The sequence below is a fragment of the Streptomyces tubbatahanensis genome (genome assembly GCF_022699385.1).
Lineage (GTDB): Bacteria > Actinomycetota > Actinomycetes > Streptomycetales > Streptomycetaceae > Streptomyces > Streptomyces diacarni.
The window spans coordinates 3,459,729-3,475,001 of sequence record NZ_CP093846.1 but is presented as its reverse complement, the minus strand read 5'-3'; the positions used below and the strand labels follow the sequence as shown (position 1 = coordinate 3,475,001).

The following is a 15,273-nucleotide window of genomic DNA, read 5'->3' as shown; positions in this document are numbered from 1 at the left end:
TCCGGCGCCCGCTCCGGCACCTGAGCCCGCTCCGGCACCTGAGCCCTCGGCGGCGGCAGAAGCGGCCCCGGGCCCCGCACCCGCCCCGGAGCCCGCACCAGCCCCGGCCCCTGAGCCCGCGCCTGCTTCCGCACCGGAACCGGTCCCGGAACTCGCGCCTGCGCCCGCGCCCCCGCCGGAATCGGCACCCGCACCAGCCCCGGAGCCGGTGCCCGCGCCCGAACCGGCACCTGAGCCCCTGCCGGCAGCGGAAACGCCCCCTGAGCCCGAACCCGCGCCTGCCCCCGAACCCGAGCCCGCACCGGAGCCTGCGCCTGCCCCCGAGCCCGCGCCGGAACCGGCCCCGGAGCCGGAGCCCGCACCGGAGCCCGAGCCCGCGCCGGAACCAGCCCCGGAGCCGGAACCAGCCCCGGAGCCGGAACCGGCCCCGGAGCCCGCGCCGGAACCCGAGCCCGCGCCGGAGCCGGAGCCCGCACCGGAGCCCGCGCCTGCCCCCGAGCCCGCGCCGGAACCGGCCCCGGAGCCGGAGCCCGCACCGGAGCCCGAGCCCGCGCCGGAACCGGCCCCGGAGCCGGAGCCCGCACCGGAGCCCGAGCCCGCGCCGGAACCAGCCCCGGAGCCGGAACCGGCCCCGGAGCCGGAGCCCGCGCCGGAACCGGAGCCCGACCCCGCACCGGCCCCCGCCCCCGAGCCCCCACCGGCCCCCGCCCCCGCGCCTGGCCCGCCCGCGGGCTGAGCCCTTCCCGCTCGCTGCCGCCCAGACCTACGGGGCGGCAGCGAGCCCTTTCGCGTACGTCGCTGCTCGTCAGCGGCGTTCAGTGAGAAACGCGCCTACTCCACAGCCGAGCTGGGCCCCGCAACACTGGTCACCGTCCTCGCCCGCCGGACGGCGTCAGAAACCGAGGAATTCGGCCAGGTCGATCTTGAGGGGGAAGGGGAGGTCCGTGGTCAGTTCGCGGCGGTGTACCGGGCGTTCGGGGCGGGGGATGTAGGAGCGGGTGTCGGCGTTCAGCCAGTACTCGTGCACGGCGAGCTGGTTGTCACGCTCCAGTTCCACGCGCCAGTAGTAGGGGACCTTGGCGGCGGCGTACTGGGCGGGCTTGAGGACGCGGTCCTGGCTGCGGGAGCCGGGGGAGACGACCTCGATGGCGAGTGTGACGTTGCTGATGGGCACGCACTCGGTCTCGAAGAGGTTCAGGCCGGTGGGGTCGTAGACGATCACGTCGGGTTGCCGCACGTTCTCCTTGTCCAGCATTACGCAGGACTCCGTGACCACCTTGAGCGGCATTGTCCGAGCCTGCTTCAAAGCGTCGCGGAGCTCGTCCCGCACTTGGTTGTGCCACAGCATCGCCCGCCCACGAACCACGATCATCCCGTCCACGAGTTCCCAGTCGAAGGGCAGGTCCAGCTCCTGAGCCTGGTCGAACGTCCAGCCCTCTTCGGACATGAACTCCCAGTCGGTGGCGCGAGCCGGTGCTTCAGCGGCCATTACTGCTCCCATGGACGTTGAGTCTGGAGGCGGGCGCGGTCCGTCGTCCCATGTACGACAGTACGGTCACGCGAATCGGGGTGCCATCGAACGTGTGGCCGCACAAGGGGCGGCTCAGCCCTCCACCTCCGCCACCCCCGTGATCCGGTGCAGCGGGTAGGTGCGGACCTCGTCGGCGGTGTGGTCGTAGGCCGTCACGAAGCCGCCCTCGACCTTGACGGGGGCGATGACGCGCTGGGAGGCGGCGCCGTCCGCGTTGACGTAGCCGATCCACACCGGGGTGCCCGTGAGGGTCGCGGACTGCATGGTGGCCAGCGTCTCGGCCATGACGGTGCGGGGGAGGCCGCCGCCGGGCGGCGGGGTGGCCGGGGCGGCGGGCTTGTGGGGGAGGGTGGCGGCGTGGTCGCCGGCGCGGATGGCGCGCACGGCGGCGGCGAGCAGGGTGGCGTCCGGCGCGGGCGGACCGTCCAAGACCGGCTCGGGTGGCGTGCGCGGCGGTGTGCGGCGCGCGTCGGCGCGGGACAGCAGGACGTCGCCCTCCGCCGACTCGGCGGCGGGCGCGTGGCCCATCTCGCGCAGCCGGGCGAGGAGCTGGTCGGGCGGGGCCTGGGAGGCGAGCACCGTGGGGGCCAGCAGGCGCAGCCGCAGCGGTGCCGCGCGGCGGTCGGCGAGGATCTCGGCGAGCAGTGTGTCGTCGTCGCAGCGCACGTACGAGGAGGCGGCGCCGACCCGCACCTGGCCGTGCCTGCGGGCCACGTCGTCGATCAGGTACGTCAGCGGTTGCGGCACCGGGGTGCTGGAGTGGGCGGCGAGGAAGGCGTGGAGGTCGGCGGCGGTGCGGCCGGCGTCGAGGGCGCGGCGTACCGAGTCGGGGGTGAAGCGGTAGACCGTGGCGCCGCCCTTGGACTCGACGTCGGCCAGGACGCCGAGGAAGGCGCCCAGTTCGCGCTCCAGCGGTCCTGGCGCGACGGCCGTCAGGTCGGCTTGGAGCAGTACCTCGCTCAGCGGTTCGGGAAGGTGGGGGGTCAGCGCGCCGGCGACCGCGGCGAGGGTGGCCTCGGCGGGCGGCTCGCCCGGTGCGGCCTCACCCCGGGCGGCGGCCTCCACCAGGGGGCGCACGAACGAGGCGAGCGCGCCTCGGCCGGTCACGCCCAGCGACTCGGCCTCGTCGAGGGTCCAGTCCAGCAGGCGGGTGGGCAGGTCGGGTCCTGCGCTCTCCTCGTCGGGCCCGTCGGCGCCGGCGCGGCCCGCCCGTACGCCCTGGAGCGGCCGTTCCCAGCGCAGCCGTTCGCGCAGCGCCGCGCGGTCGGGTACCGAGCCGGCGTCGAGCGCGGCGAGGAGGGCGAGGGTGCGGTGCCGTACCTCCGGTGCCGGGCTGCGGTCGAGGCCGGGGCCCAGCGGGGTGAGCGCGCGCTTGCGGGCGTCCCGCGCGTCGCGCTCGCCGACCAGGCCCGCCACCCGCGTCGCCCGGTACCAGGCCGTCACCAGCCGTGCCCAGCGCTCGGCGGGCGCGGCGCGGAGCCACTCGTCGTAGGCGGGGGTGGGCGCGTAGGCCTCGTCGACCTCTCCGTCGGAGGCCACCAGGCCGGCCGCGTAGGCGAGTTCGATCCAGAAGGCGGCGGCCGGTTCCGGCACGTCGAGGGCGAGGGCGGTCCGTTTGAGGTCGCGGACGCCGAGGCCGCCGGCGCGTAGCACCGGCGGCGGTTCGGTCTCCCACGAGGACAGCAGCTCCTCGACGGTCGTCAGCGCCGTCATCGCCTGACCCGCCGCCGTCCCGTCGACCGTGCCCGTCGGGTGCGAGCGCGCGACCGCGACCGGCGGGGCCACCGGCTCCAGCTCCCGGTGCGCCCGGCCCCCGCGCAGGTGCAGCGCCACCTCACGCGGCAGGACGACGCTGCCGGCGGCGGTTCCGGTGCCGCCTGGCTGGTCGGCGCCGGTGGGGATCAGCAGCGCCCGCTCCAGCAGCCAGCCGACCTGCGGTGGTGGCGCCGTCAGGTCGACGGCGCCGTACGGCGGCCCCCACTCCAGCTTTCGCAGCACGGATTCGGCCCCCTCCGGCGCCCGCGCCAGCAGCGCGGACATCCGCTCGGGGTCGCCGAACAGCGCCGAGAGGGCGCTCAGCGCGCTCACCGGATCGTGCGTCGCGGGCAGCCCGGCGTGCGCCAGCGCCTCCTGGAGGCGGGACGGCGACGGCTTCGCGGAGCCCGCCGCCGCCACCGCCTCGGCCAGCGTGGGGCCCAGCCCGGTCGGAGAGGGCGAGGTCAGCAGCTCCCGTGCCGTGCGCACCAGCCGCGGCCGGTCCGGCGGCCCCCACACCAGGGCGCGCGCCCGCAACTCGGCGAGCGCGTGCGGCAGCCGCGCCGCCGCCTCGTCGCCGGGGAGGAGCGCGGCAAGGAGTTCCTCTGTCGTCGCGGTGCTCCCGGGCCCCTCCGGGGCGACGGCCAGGGCCTCGGCCGTCTGGAGAGCGAACCGGTCGAGCCGCTCCAGGGCCCGTACGACCGACGCGCGGGTACCGGCACGGGTGGCGAGCTGGGTGAGGTCGCCGGGGACGGGGGAGAGGAGGTCGGGGCGCGCCCGCAGGAGGGCCGACAGCGCGGCGTCGTCCCGGGACCGCAGGTCCTCAGCCAGGGTGCGGGGGCCGGACGGCTGGGAGGCGTCCGGCCGGGAGGGAGACGCCCCGGTCTGCTCGCTGCTCATCCCACCCACGGTAGCGGCCCGCGGCCGCACATCCGGGTGGTCCGTCGCGCGGACGGCGCCTCGCGAGCGCCGTGCGGGCGCTCCCTCACGGCCGCGGCGCGCGGTACCGTCGGGTCAAGGTCGGTAAGGGCTAGCGGGTTGTGGAGACTTGGTGGGGATCGAGAGCGACCATCTCGTGTTCGACTATCTGAGCCGGGTCGGGGACCTGGCTCACAGCACACGCATGACCGCTGCCGAACGGGCCAAGCTCGTCGGCGGTCTGCGCGGCGAGATCGACAGGGCGCGCGCCGCGGACGGCGGCGCGGTGACCAAGGCCGCCGTCCAGAAGATCCTCGACCGCCTCGGCCGCCCCGAGGACGTGGTGGCCTCCGCAGGCGGCGGGCAGGTCACGGGCACGTCGGCGCCGACGCCCTCCGCTCCCGCGCCCTCCGCCCCCGCGGAGGCCGCCCCGGCGGCCCCTGCCGCGCCCGAGGTGCCCGTCACCGGAGGCCCCTCCGTACCCGGGCAGCGCTCGGCTGCCCCCAGCGCCGCCTTCGGGGCGTCCTCCCCGCACCTGGCGAGCCTCGACGAGCTGGGCGACCAGGACAGCGACCCCGACTGGTGGCGTGTCGACCCCAGCCCCTTCGGCAGCGGTCCTGGGGGCAGCAACGCGGTCGCGGCGGGGGAGCCGGTGCCCGGGTTCGTCGGCGGCATCGAGCTGCCCGAGCTGCTCAAGCCGCCTCCCGGGGACGACGAGCCGGCCACCCCGCAGGCCCCCCACGCGCGGGCCGTCCCCGCGGGGACGGCCGCGCCCGGCGCTCCGGGGGCCGAGCAGGCCGCCGCGCCCGCCCCCGGTGGCTCCGCTGTGGCGCCCGGGCTGGGCGCGCTCCTGCTGTGGCGGCGGCGCCGGCGCACCCAGGGGGAGGCCGTCGCCCGTCGCGGCGGTTTCGTCGAGCTGGCGGCCGCCGTCCTGCTGGTGGCGGGGGCCGTCATCGGCTCGCTGATCCCGCTGGCCGCGGGGTGGCTGGCCGCCTGGTGGTCGCCCAAGTTGAGCCGTACCGAGGCGAAGTGGGCGGCCCTGGGCATGCCGGGGCTCGTCGTGGTGGGAGCCGGTGTGTGGCTGTGGGGCCGTACCGAGGGCCGGTGGGGCGAGCCGCTGGCCCAGGGCGGTGACGCCCTGCGCGAGGCGATGGGGGACGTCTTCCCCGTCTCGCTGCGCGTGGCGGCGGTGGCCACGGCGCTCTACCTGGTGTGGCGCGCCCGCCGCCCGGCGGCCGGGTAGGAGCCGCCCGCCGAGGCGGGTGCCGTCACTGCGTGAGGTCGGCCTCCAGTTCGTCCAGGATCCGGTCCGCGGCGGTGTAGCCGATGCCCTGGATCCACAGTTCGTCCTCGACGTGGAAGGTGCGGTCGTTCTCGACCGCGCGCATGTTCTTCCACAGGGGGCTCGCGACGGCCTTCTTCTCGCCGGACTTGGCCGGGTCGCCGTAGGAGGTGTAGAAGAGGACGTCCGCGTCGCCCTTGTCGATCTGTTCGGGGCTGACCTCCATGGCGAGGCCGCCGAAGTCCTCGGCCTGCCGCGCGGCGGGCGGGCGGGAGAGCCCGACGTCCTTGAGGATCGTGGCGATGTAGGCCTTCTCGCCGTAGACGCGGGTGTCGGCGCCCTCCTGGAAGCGGAGGACGCCGGCCTCGATCCCGGCGGCCTTCTTCTTGCCCCCGAGCGCCTCGGTGACCCGCGCGGTGTGCTCCGCGTAGTCGGCCAGCACCTTCTCGGCCTCGGCCTTCTTGCCGAGCGCGGCCGCGTGCACCTGGAAGTTCTCCTTCCAGGGGTAGCCGGTGCTCCGGGTCATCACGGTCGGCGCGATCTTCGACAGCTCGTCGTAGCGGCTGCCGTCGCGCTCCTTGTTGGTGAGGATGAGGTCGGGTTCGAGCGCGAGGATCTTCTCCAGGCTGGGCTGGGCGATCACTCCGACGTTCTCGACGCCTTTCAGCTCGTCCTTCGGCAGGTAGTCGAGGAAGGGCTTGCCGGGCTGGGCGGTCGTCGCGCCGACAGGCTTGACGCCCAGCGTGACGGCCGAGTCCAGTTCGGCGGTGTCCAGCACGACGACCCGTTTCGGGTGGTCGGGTACGTCGACGGGACCTGCCGCGGTCTTGACGGTGTGCGTGCCGCCCTGGGCGTTGTCACTGCGGGAGGTACCGGAGCCGGGACCGCAGGCGGTCAGTGCGAGGGCGGAGGCCAGGAGGAGAGCCGTGCCCGCTGCGGCGCGGGCGGTGCGGCCGGTGCCGTCGGTGCGGGCGGTGCCGTCGGTGGCGGCGGCGCGGGAGGTACGACGGAGGCTGGTGTCCTTCACGGGGTGGCCTTTCGCGGGTTGCGGAGTGACGGCGCGGGGCTGCCGGACGGCGAGGGGGCGTCCGACGGAGCGGGGGCCTCGGAGGGTGAGGGAGCGCTGGACGGTCCGGGGACGCCCGGGACGCCGGGGACGACGAGAGGGGCGCCGGTGACCGGGCACGGCACCACGACCGCCTCCAGCCCGAACACCTCGCGGACGAGCGCCGCGTCGACGATCCGCTCCGGGCGCCCCCGCGCCACGACGCGCCCCTCCTTCATCGCGACGAGGTGGTCGGCGTACCGGGCCGCCTGGTTGAGGTCGTGCAGCACCATCACCACCGTCCGCCCGCGCTCGCGGTTCAACTCCCTCACCAGGTCCAGTACCTCCACCTGGTGGGCGATGTCCAGATAGGTCGTCGGCTCGTCCAGCAGCAGCAGGTCCGTCTCCTGCGCGAGCACCATCGCCAGCCACACGCGCTGCCGCTGCCCGCCGGAGAGCGCGTCCACGGGCCGGTCCCCGAGCTCGGTGACGTGCGTGCGCTCCATCGCGTCCGCGACCGCCCGCTCGTCCTGCTCCGACCACTGCTGCCACCACCGCTGGTGCGGCTGGCGCCCCCGGGCCACCAGGTCGGAGACGGTGATCGCCTCGGGCGCCACCGGGGACTGCGGCAGCAGCCCCACCGACCGCGCGATCTTCCGCGTCGGTATCCGCGCCAGCTCCTCGCCGTCGAGCAGCACGGCGCCCCCGCGGGGCCGCAGGAGCCGGCCGAGCGCGCGCAGTGTCGTCGACTTGCCGCACGCGTTCGGGCCGACGACGACGGTGACCTCGCCGTCGGGGATCTCCAGGTCCAGCCCCTCGACGACCGTCCGCTCCTCGTAGGCGAGCGTCAGCCCGCGCGCCGCGAGCCGGGCGGCGGCCGGGTGCGGGACGGGCGGACGGGCGGGGCGGTCGCTCATCGGACGGCTCCCTTCGCGCTCTTCCTCCGGGTACCGGTGCGGGCGATCAGCCAGATCAGGTACGGCGCTCCCACCGCGGCCGTCAGCACACCGACCGGCAGCTCGACCGGCGCGAACAGCCGCCGCGCGAGCAGGTCTGCGACCGTCACCACGAAGGCGCCCAGCAGCGCCGAGGTCAGCAACGGGAGCTGTGCCGTGCGGGTCAGCCGGCGGGCGATCTGCGGGGCCAGCAGCGCGACGAAGTCGACGGGCCCCGCGGCGCCCGTGGCCACGGACGCCAGCAGGACGCCCGTGACGACGAGCCCGAGCCGCACCCGGCCCAGCCTGACGCCGAGCGCGGTGGCCGTGTCGTCGTCCAGCGTGACGTCGCGCATCGCGCGCGCCGACCACAGGGCGCACGGCAGCAGCAGGAGCAGAGCGAGGGCCAGCGGCCCGGCCTGGTCCCAGCCGCGTCCGTTGAGCGACCCGGTCATCCACACCTGCGCCTGCTGGGCGACCAGCCGGTCGCCCTTGGTGAGGAACAGCTGCGTCAGCGACCGCAGCGCGACCGAGATGCCGATGCCGACCAGGACGAAGCGTGTGGCGTGCAGCCCGCCGCGCCACGCGCACACGTAGACGAGGAAGGCCGCCAGCAGCCCGCCCGTCACGGAGACGTAGGGGAGCGCGGCGGCGGAGGTGACGCCGAACGTCATCGCGCCCACCGTCAGCGCCGACGCGCCGTGCGTCACGCCGATGATCTCCGGGCTCGCCAGCGGGTTCCTGGCCACCGTCTGGATCAGCGCGCCCGCCACACCCAGCGCGGCGCCCGCCAGCAGACCCACCGTCATGCGCGGCAGGCGCAGGGTGCCGACGACGAGCGCGTCGGGGGAGGGCAGGCCCAGCAGCACCCTCACCACCTGCGTCGGGGCGATCGTCGTCTCGCCGAACGTCAGGTCGGCCACTACGGCGGCCGAGAGCGCCACCGCCAGGGCGCACGCGACGGCGGTGGCCCGGCGGTGCACCAGCCACGAGGTGCCACGGCCCCGCACGAGCGCGTACCCGGTCGGGCGGGCCCGCGAGGAGAGCGGACCGGCCCGCTGGGGGAGGAAACGGGTCCGTTCGGCGCGGTGGCCTGCGGTGGGGGAACCGGTCATGCGGCGAGCGCCCTTCTGCGGACCAGCGTCACCAGGAAGGGCACGCCCACCAGCGCCGTCATCACCCCGGCCGGCACCTCTCCTGGCCGCATCACCAGGCGGCCGAGGACATCGGAGACCAGCAGCACGACGGGCCCCAGGAGGGCCGCCATCGGCAGCAGCCAGCGGTGCGAGCCGCCGACCAGGGCGCGCGCCAGATGCGGAACGGCGAGGCCCACGAAGGCCAGCGGCCCGGCCGCCGCCACCCCGGCACCGGTCAGCACGGTCGCGCCGAGCCCTCCCACGATCCGTACGGCGCCCACGCGTTGCCCCAGGCCGCGCGCCACCTCCTCGCCCAGGGCGAGCGCGTCGAGCCCGCGGGCGACGGAGAACACCAGGACGGCGCCGGCCAGCAGGAAGGGCCAGACCTGCCCCGCGAGGGTGGCGTCACGGCCGGCGAGGGATCCGACCTGCCAGAACCGGAACTCGTCCAGGGCCGCGGCGCGGGTCGTCAGGATGCCCGAGACGAGCGCGACGAGCAGCGCGTTGACGGCGGCCCCGGACAGCGCCAGCTTCACGGGGGTCGCCCCGCCGCGCCCGCGCACCGCGACGGCCCAGACGGCGACCGCCGCCGCCGAGGCGCCCGCGAAGCCGAACCACACGTATCCGGCGAGGGTGTGGACGCCGGCGAAGGCGAGGGCGCACACGACACCGGCCGCCGCGCCCTGGCTGACGCCGAGGATGCCGGGCTCGGCGATGGGGTTGCGGGTGAGCCCCTGCATGACGGCGCCCGCGAGCCCCAGCGCGGCGCCGACCATGGCGCCCACCAGGGTCCGCGGTACGCGCATGCCCCGCACGACCTCGGCGGCGTTGCCGTGGCCGCCGTGCAGCAGCGCGTCCCAGACGGTCCAGGGGGCGAGGGCGCGGCTGCCCAGGGCCAGGCTGAGGAGGGCGGCGAGTGCGAGGGCCGCGGCTGCGGCGAGGAGCCAGCCGACGCGGCGGGCCAGGACGCCGTGGTGCCGGCCGCGGGGGGCTGCGCCCGGCTTCTCCCCGGCTGCCCTGGCTGCGCCGGCCGCCCCGGCTGCCACTGCATCCCTGGCCTGTGCGGCCGCCTCGGCCTGTGCGGCCTCTCCGCCGACCGCGTCGTCCGGGTTTCTCCCGCCGTTCGCTGCCGCGGTGGGGTGGCCGGACGGTCGGGGTGGGGATGGCATGGCGCCGCTCTCTCCTCGTCCGCTCCCCGGCGCCGGGGAGCAGGTGGGTAAGGCCGACCTAAGTGTCAGTAGGCTGCCTCAGCGCGCGCCGAAGGGCAAGGCAGAATGTCCGGCATGGTTGCGCATGCTTCGTCCTCGGGCACGGGCCCCACGGTCGGGTTCGATCTCGACATGACGCTGATCGACTCCCGCCCCGGCATCCACGCCACCTGGCGCAGGCTGGCGGAGGAGACGGGCGTGGACATCGACGCGGACCTGGTGGTCACCCGGCTCGGTCCGCCGCTGGTGCAGGAGATGGCGCACTGGTTCCCCGCGGAGGAGATCCCGGCCATGGCCGAGCGCTACCGCCGGCTCTACCCGGATCACGCCATCGAGCCGACCACCGCCATGCCCGGTGCCCGCGCCGCGCTGGAGGCCGTCCACGCCGCGGGTGGGCGCACCCTCGTCGTCACGGCCAAGTACCGGCCGAGCGCGGCGCTGCACCTGGAACACCTGGGCCTGTGCCCCGACGTGCTGGTCGGCGACCTGTGGGCGGAGGGCAAGGCGGAGGCGCTGACCGCGCACGGCGCCTCCGCGTACGTGGGCGACCACGTGGGGGACGTGCGGGGTGCGCGGATGGCGGGTGCGGTCTCCGTGGCTGTCGCCACGGGGCCGTGCGGTGTGGCCGAGCTGACCGCTGAGGGCGCTGACGTGGTGCTGCCCGATCTGGCGGGTTTCCCCTCGTGGCTGGACGCCTTCGCCGGGGATGGCCGTACGGCCGCGTAGGGGTGTTGACCCGGGCTCGTCCTGCGGACCTTGCCCCGGCAAGAAAGTGCCACTGTGCTCCGGCAAGAAAGTGCCACTGTTCGTGGTGTGCGGTCTGCCGGTTGGTTGTGGCTGGTCGCGCCGTTCCCCGCGCCCCTTCGGAGCGCCCCTCCGGGCGTGTCAGGTGTTGTGGGCCGTGCGCCGTTGTGCCAGGGCCGTGCGCACGACGCCGGCGGCGGCCAGGGCGAAGCCGAGGCCCATCAGCATGCAGACCAGGTAGGCGGGCGACGGGAAGGGCGTGGTGCCCAGGAACAGCGGGGCCACCGTGACGACCGTGGCCACGGCGCCGATCAGGAAGACGATCCCGCCGAGGCGTACGAGAAGATCACCGGCGGACGGAGTTTCAGTGTTCACCCACACAGGGTAGATCCGGGGGCGAGTGCTCCGGCAGCGGGGCGCTCGGCACCGTGGGAAGAACCCTGCGCTCTGTGGCACCTTGCCACGGAGCCCCGGGCCATTAACCTTGGTGGTGGCGGGTCATGCGGCCCGCCCGACTGCTATTCCGGGGGATCGGGGGTCGGGGGCGCCAGCGGTGGTCCCGGGGCCTGACCCGCCCCAGCAACCAGTTTCCAGCCAGCCGCAGCCCGGTGCATCCGGACGAGTACGAGGACGAGGACAGACGTGCCTACCGGCAAGGTCAAGTGGTTCAACAGCGAGAAGGGCTTCGGCTTTCTCTCCCGCGATGACGGCGGTGACGTCTTCGTGCACTCGTCCGTCCTCCCGGACGGGGTGGACGCGCTCAAGCCCGGACAGCGGGTGGAGTTCGGCGTCGTCGCCGGACAGCGGGGTGACCAGGCGCTCTCCCTGTCGCTGTTGGACCCGGCCCCGTCCGTGGCGGCGGCGCAGCGCCGCAAGCCGGACGAGCTGGCCTCCATCGTGCAGGACCTGACGACGCTGCTGGACGGCGTCTCCCAGTCCCTGGAGCGCGGCCGCTACCCCGACAAGCAGCACGGCCGCAAGATCGCCGGCATGCTCCGCGCGGTCGCCGACCAGCTCGACGTCTGATTCCGCTTCCGCGCCCGTTCCCGTGCCCGTGCCCCGCCGGGGGCGCGGGCACGGTGTGCCACCGATGCTACGGAAAGGCCAGCGCGTCAGGGCCGAGGGCCGGCACGAGTCCCTCGGCGGCGGCACGCTCCAGCAGTCCGCGGACCGCCGCGTAGCCGTCCTCGCCCAGGTTCTCGGTGAACTCGTTCACGTACAGCCCGATGTGCTGTTCGGCCACGGCCGGGTCCATCTCCTGCGCGTGCTCCAGCACGTACGGCCTGGAGGCCTCCGGGTCCTGCCAGGCCATCCGTACCGAGGTGCGGATGGCGCGGGCCAGCTCGTTCAGCGTCTCGGCGCCGAGCGAGCGCTTGGCGATGATGGCGCCGAGCGGGATGGGCAGCCCGGTCGTGGCCTCCCAGTGCTCGCCCATGTCGGCCAGCTTGTGCAGGCCGTAGTTCTGGTAGGTGAAGCGGGCCTCGTGGATGACGAGACCGGCCTCGACCTTGCCGTCGCGCACCGCGGGCATGATCTCGTTGAACGGCATCACCACGATCTCGCCCACCCCGCCGGGCACCTCGGCGGCGGCCCACAGCCGGAAGAGCAGGTACGCGGTGGAGCGTTCGCTGGGGACGGCCACGGTCTTCCCGCTGAGTGCCGCCGCGTCCCCTGCTTGACCGGTGAGCACCAAGGGACCGCAGCCGCGGCCCAGCGCCCCGCCGCACGGCAGCAGCGCGTACTGGTCGAGCACCCACGGCAGCACCGCGTAGGAGACCTTCAGCACGTCCAACTCGCCGCGCTCGGCCATGCCGTTGGTGAGGTCGATGTCCGCGAACGTCACCGTGGGCGCGGCGGCGTCCGGTACCCGGCCGTGCGCCCACGCGTCGAAGACGAACGTGTCGTTGGGGCAGGGCGAGTAGGCGATCGAGAGCGGCGCTGCTGTGGCCATGACGGACTCCTTCTGTGTCGTGCTAAGGGACCAGCTTGCCGAAGGCGGCCGTGAGCGCGGCGAGCGCCTGCGGAATCCGCCATGCGGCACGGTCCCGGGGGCCGACGGCGTTGGAGACGGCACGGATCTCCAGGAAGTCCACACCGTCGGCGTGTGCCGTCGCGGCCTCGGCGACGCCGAACCCCTCCATCGCCTCGGCGGCCGCCGTCGGATACCGCGTCAGGAGCAGGTCGGCGTGGCGCCGGGTGCCGGTGGTCGTCGAGACGCTGAGCACGGTGCCCTGCCTGCCGCCGGTGGCCTCGGCGACGGCCTCCACCAGCGCGGCGGCGGGGCGGTGCTCGCTCCTGCCGAAGCCCAGGTCCGCGACGGAGGCGAAGCCGGGCGGCTCCCCGGGGCCCGCGGGCAGTTCGGAGCCCAGGTCCGCGGCGACGAGGCGGTCGGCGATCACCGTGTCGCCGACGTGCACGCCGTTGGCGGCGAAGCCGCCGCCGATGCCCGCGCAGACGACCAGGTCGTAGGGGCGGCCCTCGTGCGCGGCCGTCATCAGCGCTGTGGTCGTGCGGGCCGCCACGGCGGCCGGGCCGACGCCGCCGACGAGGACGTCCCAGTGCGGCGCGGTCCCCGCGGTGGCCGCCGCCACCGCTTCCCGCTCCGCGGACACGGCCGCCACGACCAGCACCCGCCGAAACCGTCGCAGCACCTCGCCGTCCCCTCGCCGGTGGCTTCCGCCCCCTACTTCTTGCTGTTCTTCAGGTTCAGGTGCCAGATGCCGTTGAAGTCGCCGCCCGAGGTCTGCACGACGGTGACCTGGACGCTCTTCTTCGGCGCCGAGGGCTGCCCCGAGGCGGAGGCCTGCTGGAAGAAGACCTCGCCCTGGAAGGAGTAGTAGGTCTTGTTCAGCGGCTCGGACAGCGCAGGCTTCCCGTCGACCAGGACGAGCCACCCGTCGTCAGCGGTCTTCGGGTCGACGCCGATGCGCAGCTTGTCACCGGTGCTGACGGAGATCGTCTCGTCGGCCTTCTTGCCGAGGCACTTGCGCACCTCGTCCTGCGGGATCGCCTTGCCGTCGTCGTAGCAGGCGGCCTCGGTGGAGACGGAGTCCCCGCCGACCGTCGCGGTGACCATGGGGCTCGGCTGCTCGCACGCCGAGAGGGCGACGAGGCCGAGCGAGGCGGCACCGAGGGCGGAGGCGGTGCGCACGCCCCGCCGCGACTGTGACGACATGCGGCCCTGCCGCGCGAGCTTGCTCATGCGGGCAGGCTATCGGGCGCTCCCGGTTCCACCGCGCGGGGGTGCGGCGTGCCGCGCCGCGAGCACCGGTGCCACCCCGCGCGCGGCTCATGTCACCCGCGGATGCGGCGTACCGCGGCGCGCGGCGCCCAGCAGCCGCCGTACGGCGGTGCCCACACCGACCGCGACCAGTCCCGCGGCCACCCCCATGCCGAGCCGCCCCGCCAGCGGCAGCGCCATGGCGAGCGCGCCGCCGGCCACCCACGACATCTGCATCAGGGTCTCGGAGCGGGCGAAGGCGGAGGTGCGGACCTGCTCGGGGACGTCGCGCTGGATGAGCGCGTCGAGCGACAGCTTCCCCAGGGCCTGCACGATGCCGGCGGTGGCGGCCAGGGCGGTGACGGCGGCCGTTCCGTACAGCACGGCGGCGGCGAGCGCCACGGCCAGCGCGCCCAGCAGCGCGGCGGTGATGATCACTTCGGGGGCGCGGGCGCGCAGCCAGGCGCCGAGCGCGGTGCCCAGGGCGTTGCCGCCCCCGGCCGCGACACCCGCCAGGCCCAGCGAGACGGCGGCCGACAGCCCGTCGAAAGGGTGCTCGCGCAGCAGGAAGGCCAGGAAGAAGGTGAGGAACCCGGACAGGGCGCGCAGCGCGGAGTTGGCGCACAGGGCGCTGACCACCGAGACGCCGACCGTGCGCAGACCGGGCCGCTCGGCTCTGCGCTCCTCGCCCGCCCCGTCGGTGGGGGCGGTGCGCGCCAGCCTGGCCGGGCGTTCCCCCTTCGCCGAGTCGACCTTCGGGTCGAGCGAGAAGGAGAGAAAGGTGCCCAGCAGGAAGAGCGCGCACGCCCCGTACAGCGGCCACCTGGCACCCAGCGCGTGCAGGGCCGCACCGGCGGGCGCGGCGGCGCCCGTGGCCAGCAGCCCCGCGAGCGTCACCCGCGAGTTCGCCTTGACCAGCCACACCCGGGGCGGCAGCAGCCTGGGCACCACGGCCGAGCGCACCACCCCGTACGCCTTCGACGAGACGAGCACGCCCAGAGCCGCCGGATACAGCTCCAGGCCCCCGGTGGCCACGGCGCCCGCCATGGTCAGCGCCAGCAGCGCGCGGGCCAGCATCGCGGCGGCCATCGCGGCGCGCCGCCCGTGCGGGACGCGGTCGAGGAGCGGACCGATGACGGGGGCGAGCAGCGCGAAGGGCGCCATCGTCACGGCGAGGTAGAGCGCGACGCGCCCACGGGCCTCGCCGGTGGGGACGGAGAAGAAGACGGTGGAGGCGAGCGCCACCGTGATGAGCATGTCGCCCGCCGAGTTGACGGCGTGCAGCTCGATGAGCCTGCCGAGTCCTGACTCCCCCGCGCCACCCGCGTGGGTGGCGCGCCGCACGCGGCGGGCCAGGGCGGCAGGCGGCCGCCGCAGGCCGCGTGCGAGGCGGCGCGCCCTGCTGCCTCTGCTGGGTTTGCCGAGCTTGTCGAGCGGCACGCCGTTCAGTGTGCACCAGAACGGGGCGTTCGTTTCTCCCCCGAGGGGACAGCACGAGC

General features: G+C 75.3%; 14 protein-coding genes. 3 read left to right on the top strand and 11 right to left on the bottom strand.

Annotation, left to right across the window (positions count from 1 at the left end):
- Window positions 1-892: 892 nt before the first annotated feature.
- Together MMF93_RS14810 and MMF93_RS14805 are read right to left on the bottom strand one after the other, a co-directional pair.
- On the bottom strand, window positions 893-1,489 hold the full coding sequence (locus MMF93_RS14810; RefSeq protein ID WP_242751745.1) for a Uma2 family endonuclease: 597 nt from the start codon (window positions 1,487-1,489) through the stop codon (window positions 893-895).
- 114 nt (window positions 1,490-1,603) lie between these two features.
- Window positions 1,604-4,186: a helicase-associated domain-containing protein gene (locus tag MMF93_RS14805; RefSeq protein ID WP_242751744.1), complete on the bottom strand. Its 2,583-nt coding sequence runs from the start codon at window positions 4,184-4,186 to the stop codon at window positions 1,604-1,606.
- 151 nt (window positions 4,187-4,337) lie between these two features.
- Here MMF93_RS14805 and MMF93_RS14800 point away from each other — a divergent pair, with 151 nt between their 5' ends.
- Window positions 4,338-5,447: a hypothetical protein gene (locus tag MMF93_RS14800; protein ID WP_242751743.1), complete on the top strand. Its 1,110-nt coding sequence runs from the start codon at window positions 4,338-4,340 to the stop codon at window positions 5,445-5,447.
- Between the two features lie 25 nt (window positions 5,448-5,472).
- Here MMF93_RS14800 and MMF93_RS14795 read toward each other — a convergent pair whose 3' ends face one another.
- The 4 genes from MMF93_RS14795 to MMF93_RS14780 all read right to left on the bottom strand — a co-directional run bounded on the left by MMF93_RS14795 (window position 5,473) and on the right by MMF93_RS14780 (window position 9,771).
- Window positions 5,473-6,402, bottom strand: a complete 930-nt coding sequence (locus MMF93_RS14795) for an ABC transporter substrate-binding protein (RefSeq protein ID WP_423835603.1) — start codon at window positions 6,400-6,402, stop codon at window positions 5,473-5,475.
- A 107-nt stretch (window positions 6,403-6,509) separates the two neighbouring features.
- Complete coding sequence (locus MMF93_RS14790; protein ID WP_242751742.1) at window positions 6,510-7,448, bottom strand: ABC transporter ATP-binding protein; 939 nt, start codon at window positions 7,446-7,448, stop codon at window positions 6,510-6,512.
- Complete coding sequence (locus MMF93_RS14785; RefSeq protein WP_242751741.1) at window positions 7,445-8,581, bottom strand: FecCD family ABC transporter permease; 1,137 nt, start codon at window positions 8,579-8,581, stop codon at window positions 7,445-7,447. The genes MMF93_RS14790 and MMF93_RS14785 overlap by 4 nt, the downstream gene beginning before the upstream one ends.
- Window positions 8,578-9,771, bottom strand: a complete 1,194-nt coding sequence (locus tag MMF93_RS14780; protein ID WP_242751740.1) for a FecCD family ABC transporter permease — start codon at window positions 9,769-9,771, stop codon at window positions 8,578-8,580. Before MMF93_RS14780 ends, MMF93_RS14785 begins: the two co-directional genes overlap by 4 nt.
- A 105-nt stretch (window positions 9,772-9,876) precedes the next feature.
- Between MMF93_RS14780 and MMF93_RS14775 the strand changes: the two genes are divergently transcribed.
- A complete protein-coding gene (locus MMF93_RS14775) occupies window positions 9,877-10,536 on the top strand; it encodes an HAD family hydrolase (protein ID WP_423835429.1) in 660 nt (219 codons plus the stop codon).
- 159 nt (window positions 10,537-10,695) lie between these two features.
- Here the strand turns inward: MMF93_RS14775 and MMF93_RS14770 are convergent, their stop codons facing one another.
- Complete coding sequence (locus tag MMF93_RS14770; RefSeq protein ID WP_423835428.1) at window positions 10,696-10,935, bottom strand: hypothetical protein; 240 nt, start codon at window positions 10,933-10,935, stop codon at window positions 10,696-10,698.
- A gap of 261 nt (window positions 10,936-11,196) precedes the next feature.
- Between MMF93_RS14770 and MMF93_RS33360 the strand changes: the two genes are divergently transcribed.
- Window positions 11,197-11,580 carry a cold-shock protein gene (locus MMF93_RS33360; protein ID WP_114016134.1) on the top strand — a complete coding sequence of 128 codons (384 nt, stop codon included), beginning with the start codon at window positions 11,197-11,199 and terminating at the stop codon, window positions 11,578-11,580.
- Between the two features lie 67 nt (window positions 11,581-11,647).
- Here the strand turns inward: MMF93_RS33360 and MMF93_RS14760 are convergent, their stop codons facing one another.
- The 4 genes from MMF93_RS14760 to MMF93_RS14745 form a co-directional block, all read right to left on the bottom strand.
- A complete protein-coding gene (locus MMF93_RS14760) occupies window positions 11,648-12,505 on the bottom strand; it encodes a 1,4-dihydroxy-6-naphtoate synthase (protein ID WP_242751737.1) in 858 nt (285 codons plus the stop codon).
- Between the two features lie 22 nt (window positions 12,506-12,527).
- Window positions 12,528-13,205 (bottom strand): futalosine hydrolase, encoded by a 678-nt coding sequence (locus tag MMF93_RS14755; protein WP_242751736.1) that lies wholly within the window; start codon window positions 13,203-13,205, stop codon window positions 12,528-12,530.
- Between the two features lie 32 nt (window positions 13,206-13,237).
- Window positions 13,238-13,756, bottom strand: coding sequence for a DUF2771 domain-containing protein (locus tag MMF93_RS14750; RefSeq protein WP_114020274.1), 519 nt, complete (start codon window positions 13,754-13,756; stop codon window positions 13,238-13,240).
- Between the two features lie 87 nt (window positions 13,757-13,843).
- Complete coding sequence (locus MMF93_RS14745; RefSeq protein WP_242751735.1) at window positions 13,844-15,214, bottom strand: MFS transporter; 1,371 nt, start codon at window positions 15,212-15,214, stop codon at window positions 13,844-13,846.
- Window positions 15,215-15,273: the final 59 nt, after the last annotated feature.

Coding starts and splice junctions, on each gene's coding strand:
- MMF93_RS14810 (WP_242751745.1), bottom strand. CDS start 1,489: ATGGCCGCTGAAGCACCGGCTCGCGCCACCGACTGGGAGTTCATGTCC.
- MMF93_RS14805 (WP_242751744.1), bottom strand. CDS start 4,186: ATGAGCAGCGAGCAGACCGGGGCGTCTCCCTCCCGGCCGGACGCCTCC.
- MMF93_RS14790 (WP_242751742.1), bottom strand. CDS start 7,448: ATGAGCGACCGCCCCGCCCGTCCGCCCGTCCCGCACCCGGCCGCCGCC.
- MMF93_RS14785 (WP_242751741.1), bottom strand. CDS start 8,581: ATGACCGGTTCCCCCACCGCAGGCCACCGCGCCGAACGGACCCGTTTC.
- MMF93_RS14780 (WP_242751740.1), bottom strand. CDS start 9,771: ATGCCATCCCCACCCCGACCGTCCGGCCACCCCACCGCGGCAGCGAAC.
- MMF93_RS14775 (WP_423835429.1), top strand. CDS start 9,877: ATGTCCGGCATGGTTGCGCATGCTTCGTCCTCGGGCACGGGCCCCACG.
- MMF93_RS14760 (WP_242751737.1), bottom strand. CDS start 12,505: ATGGCCACAGCAGCGCCGCTCTCGATCGCCTACTCGCCCTGCCCCAAC.
- MMF93_RS14750 (WP_114020274.1), bottom strand. CDS start 13,756: ATGAGCAAGCTCGCGCGGCAGGGCCGCATGTCGTCACAGTCGCGGCGG.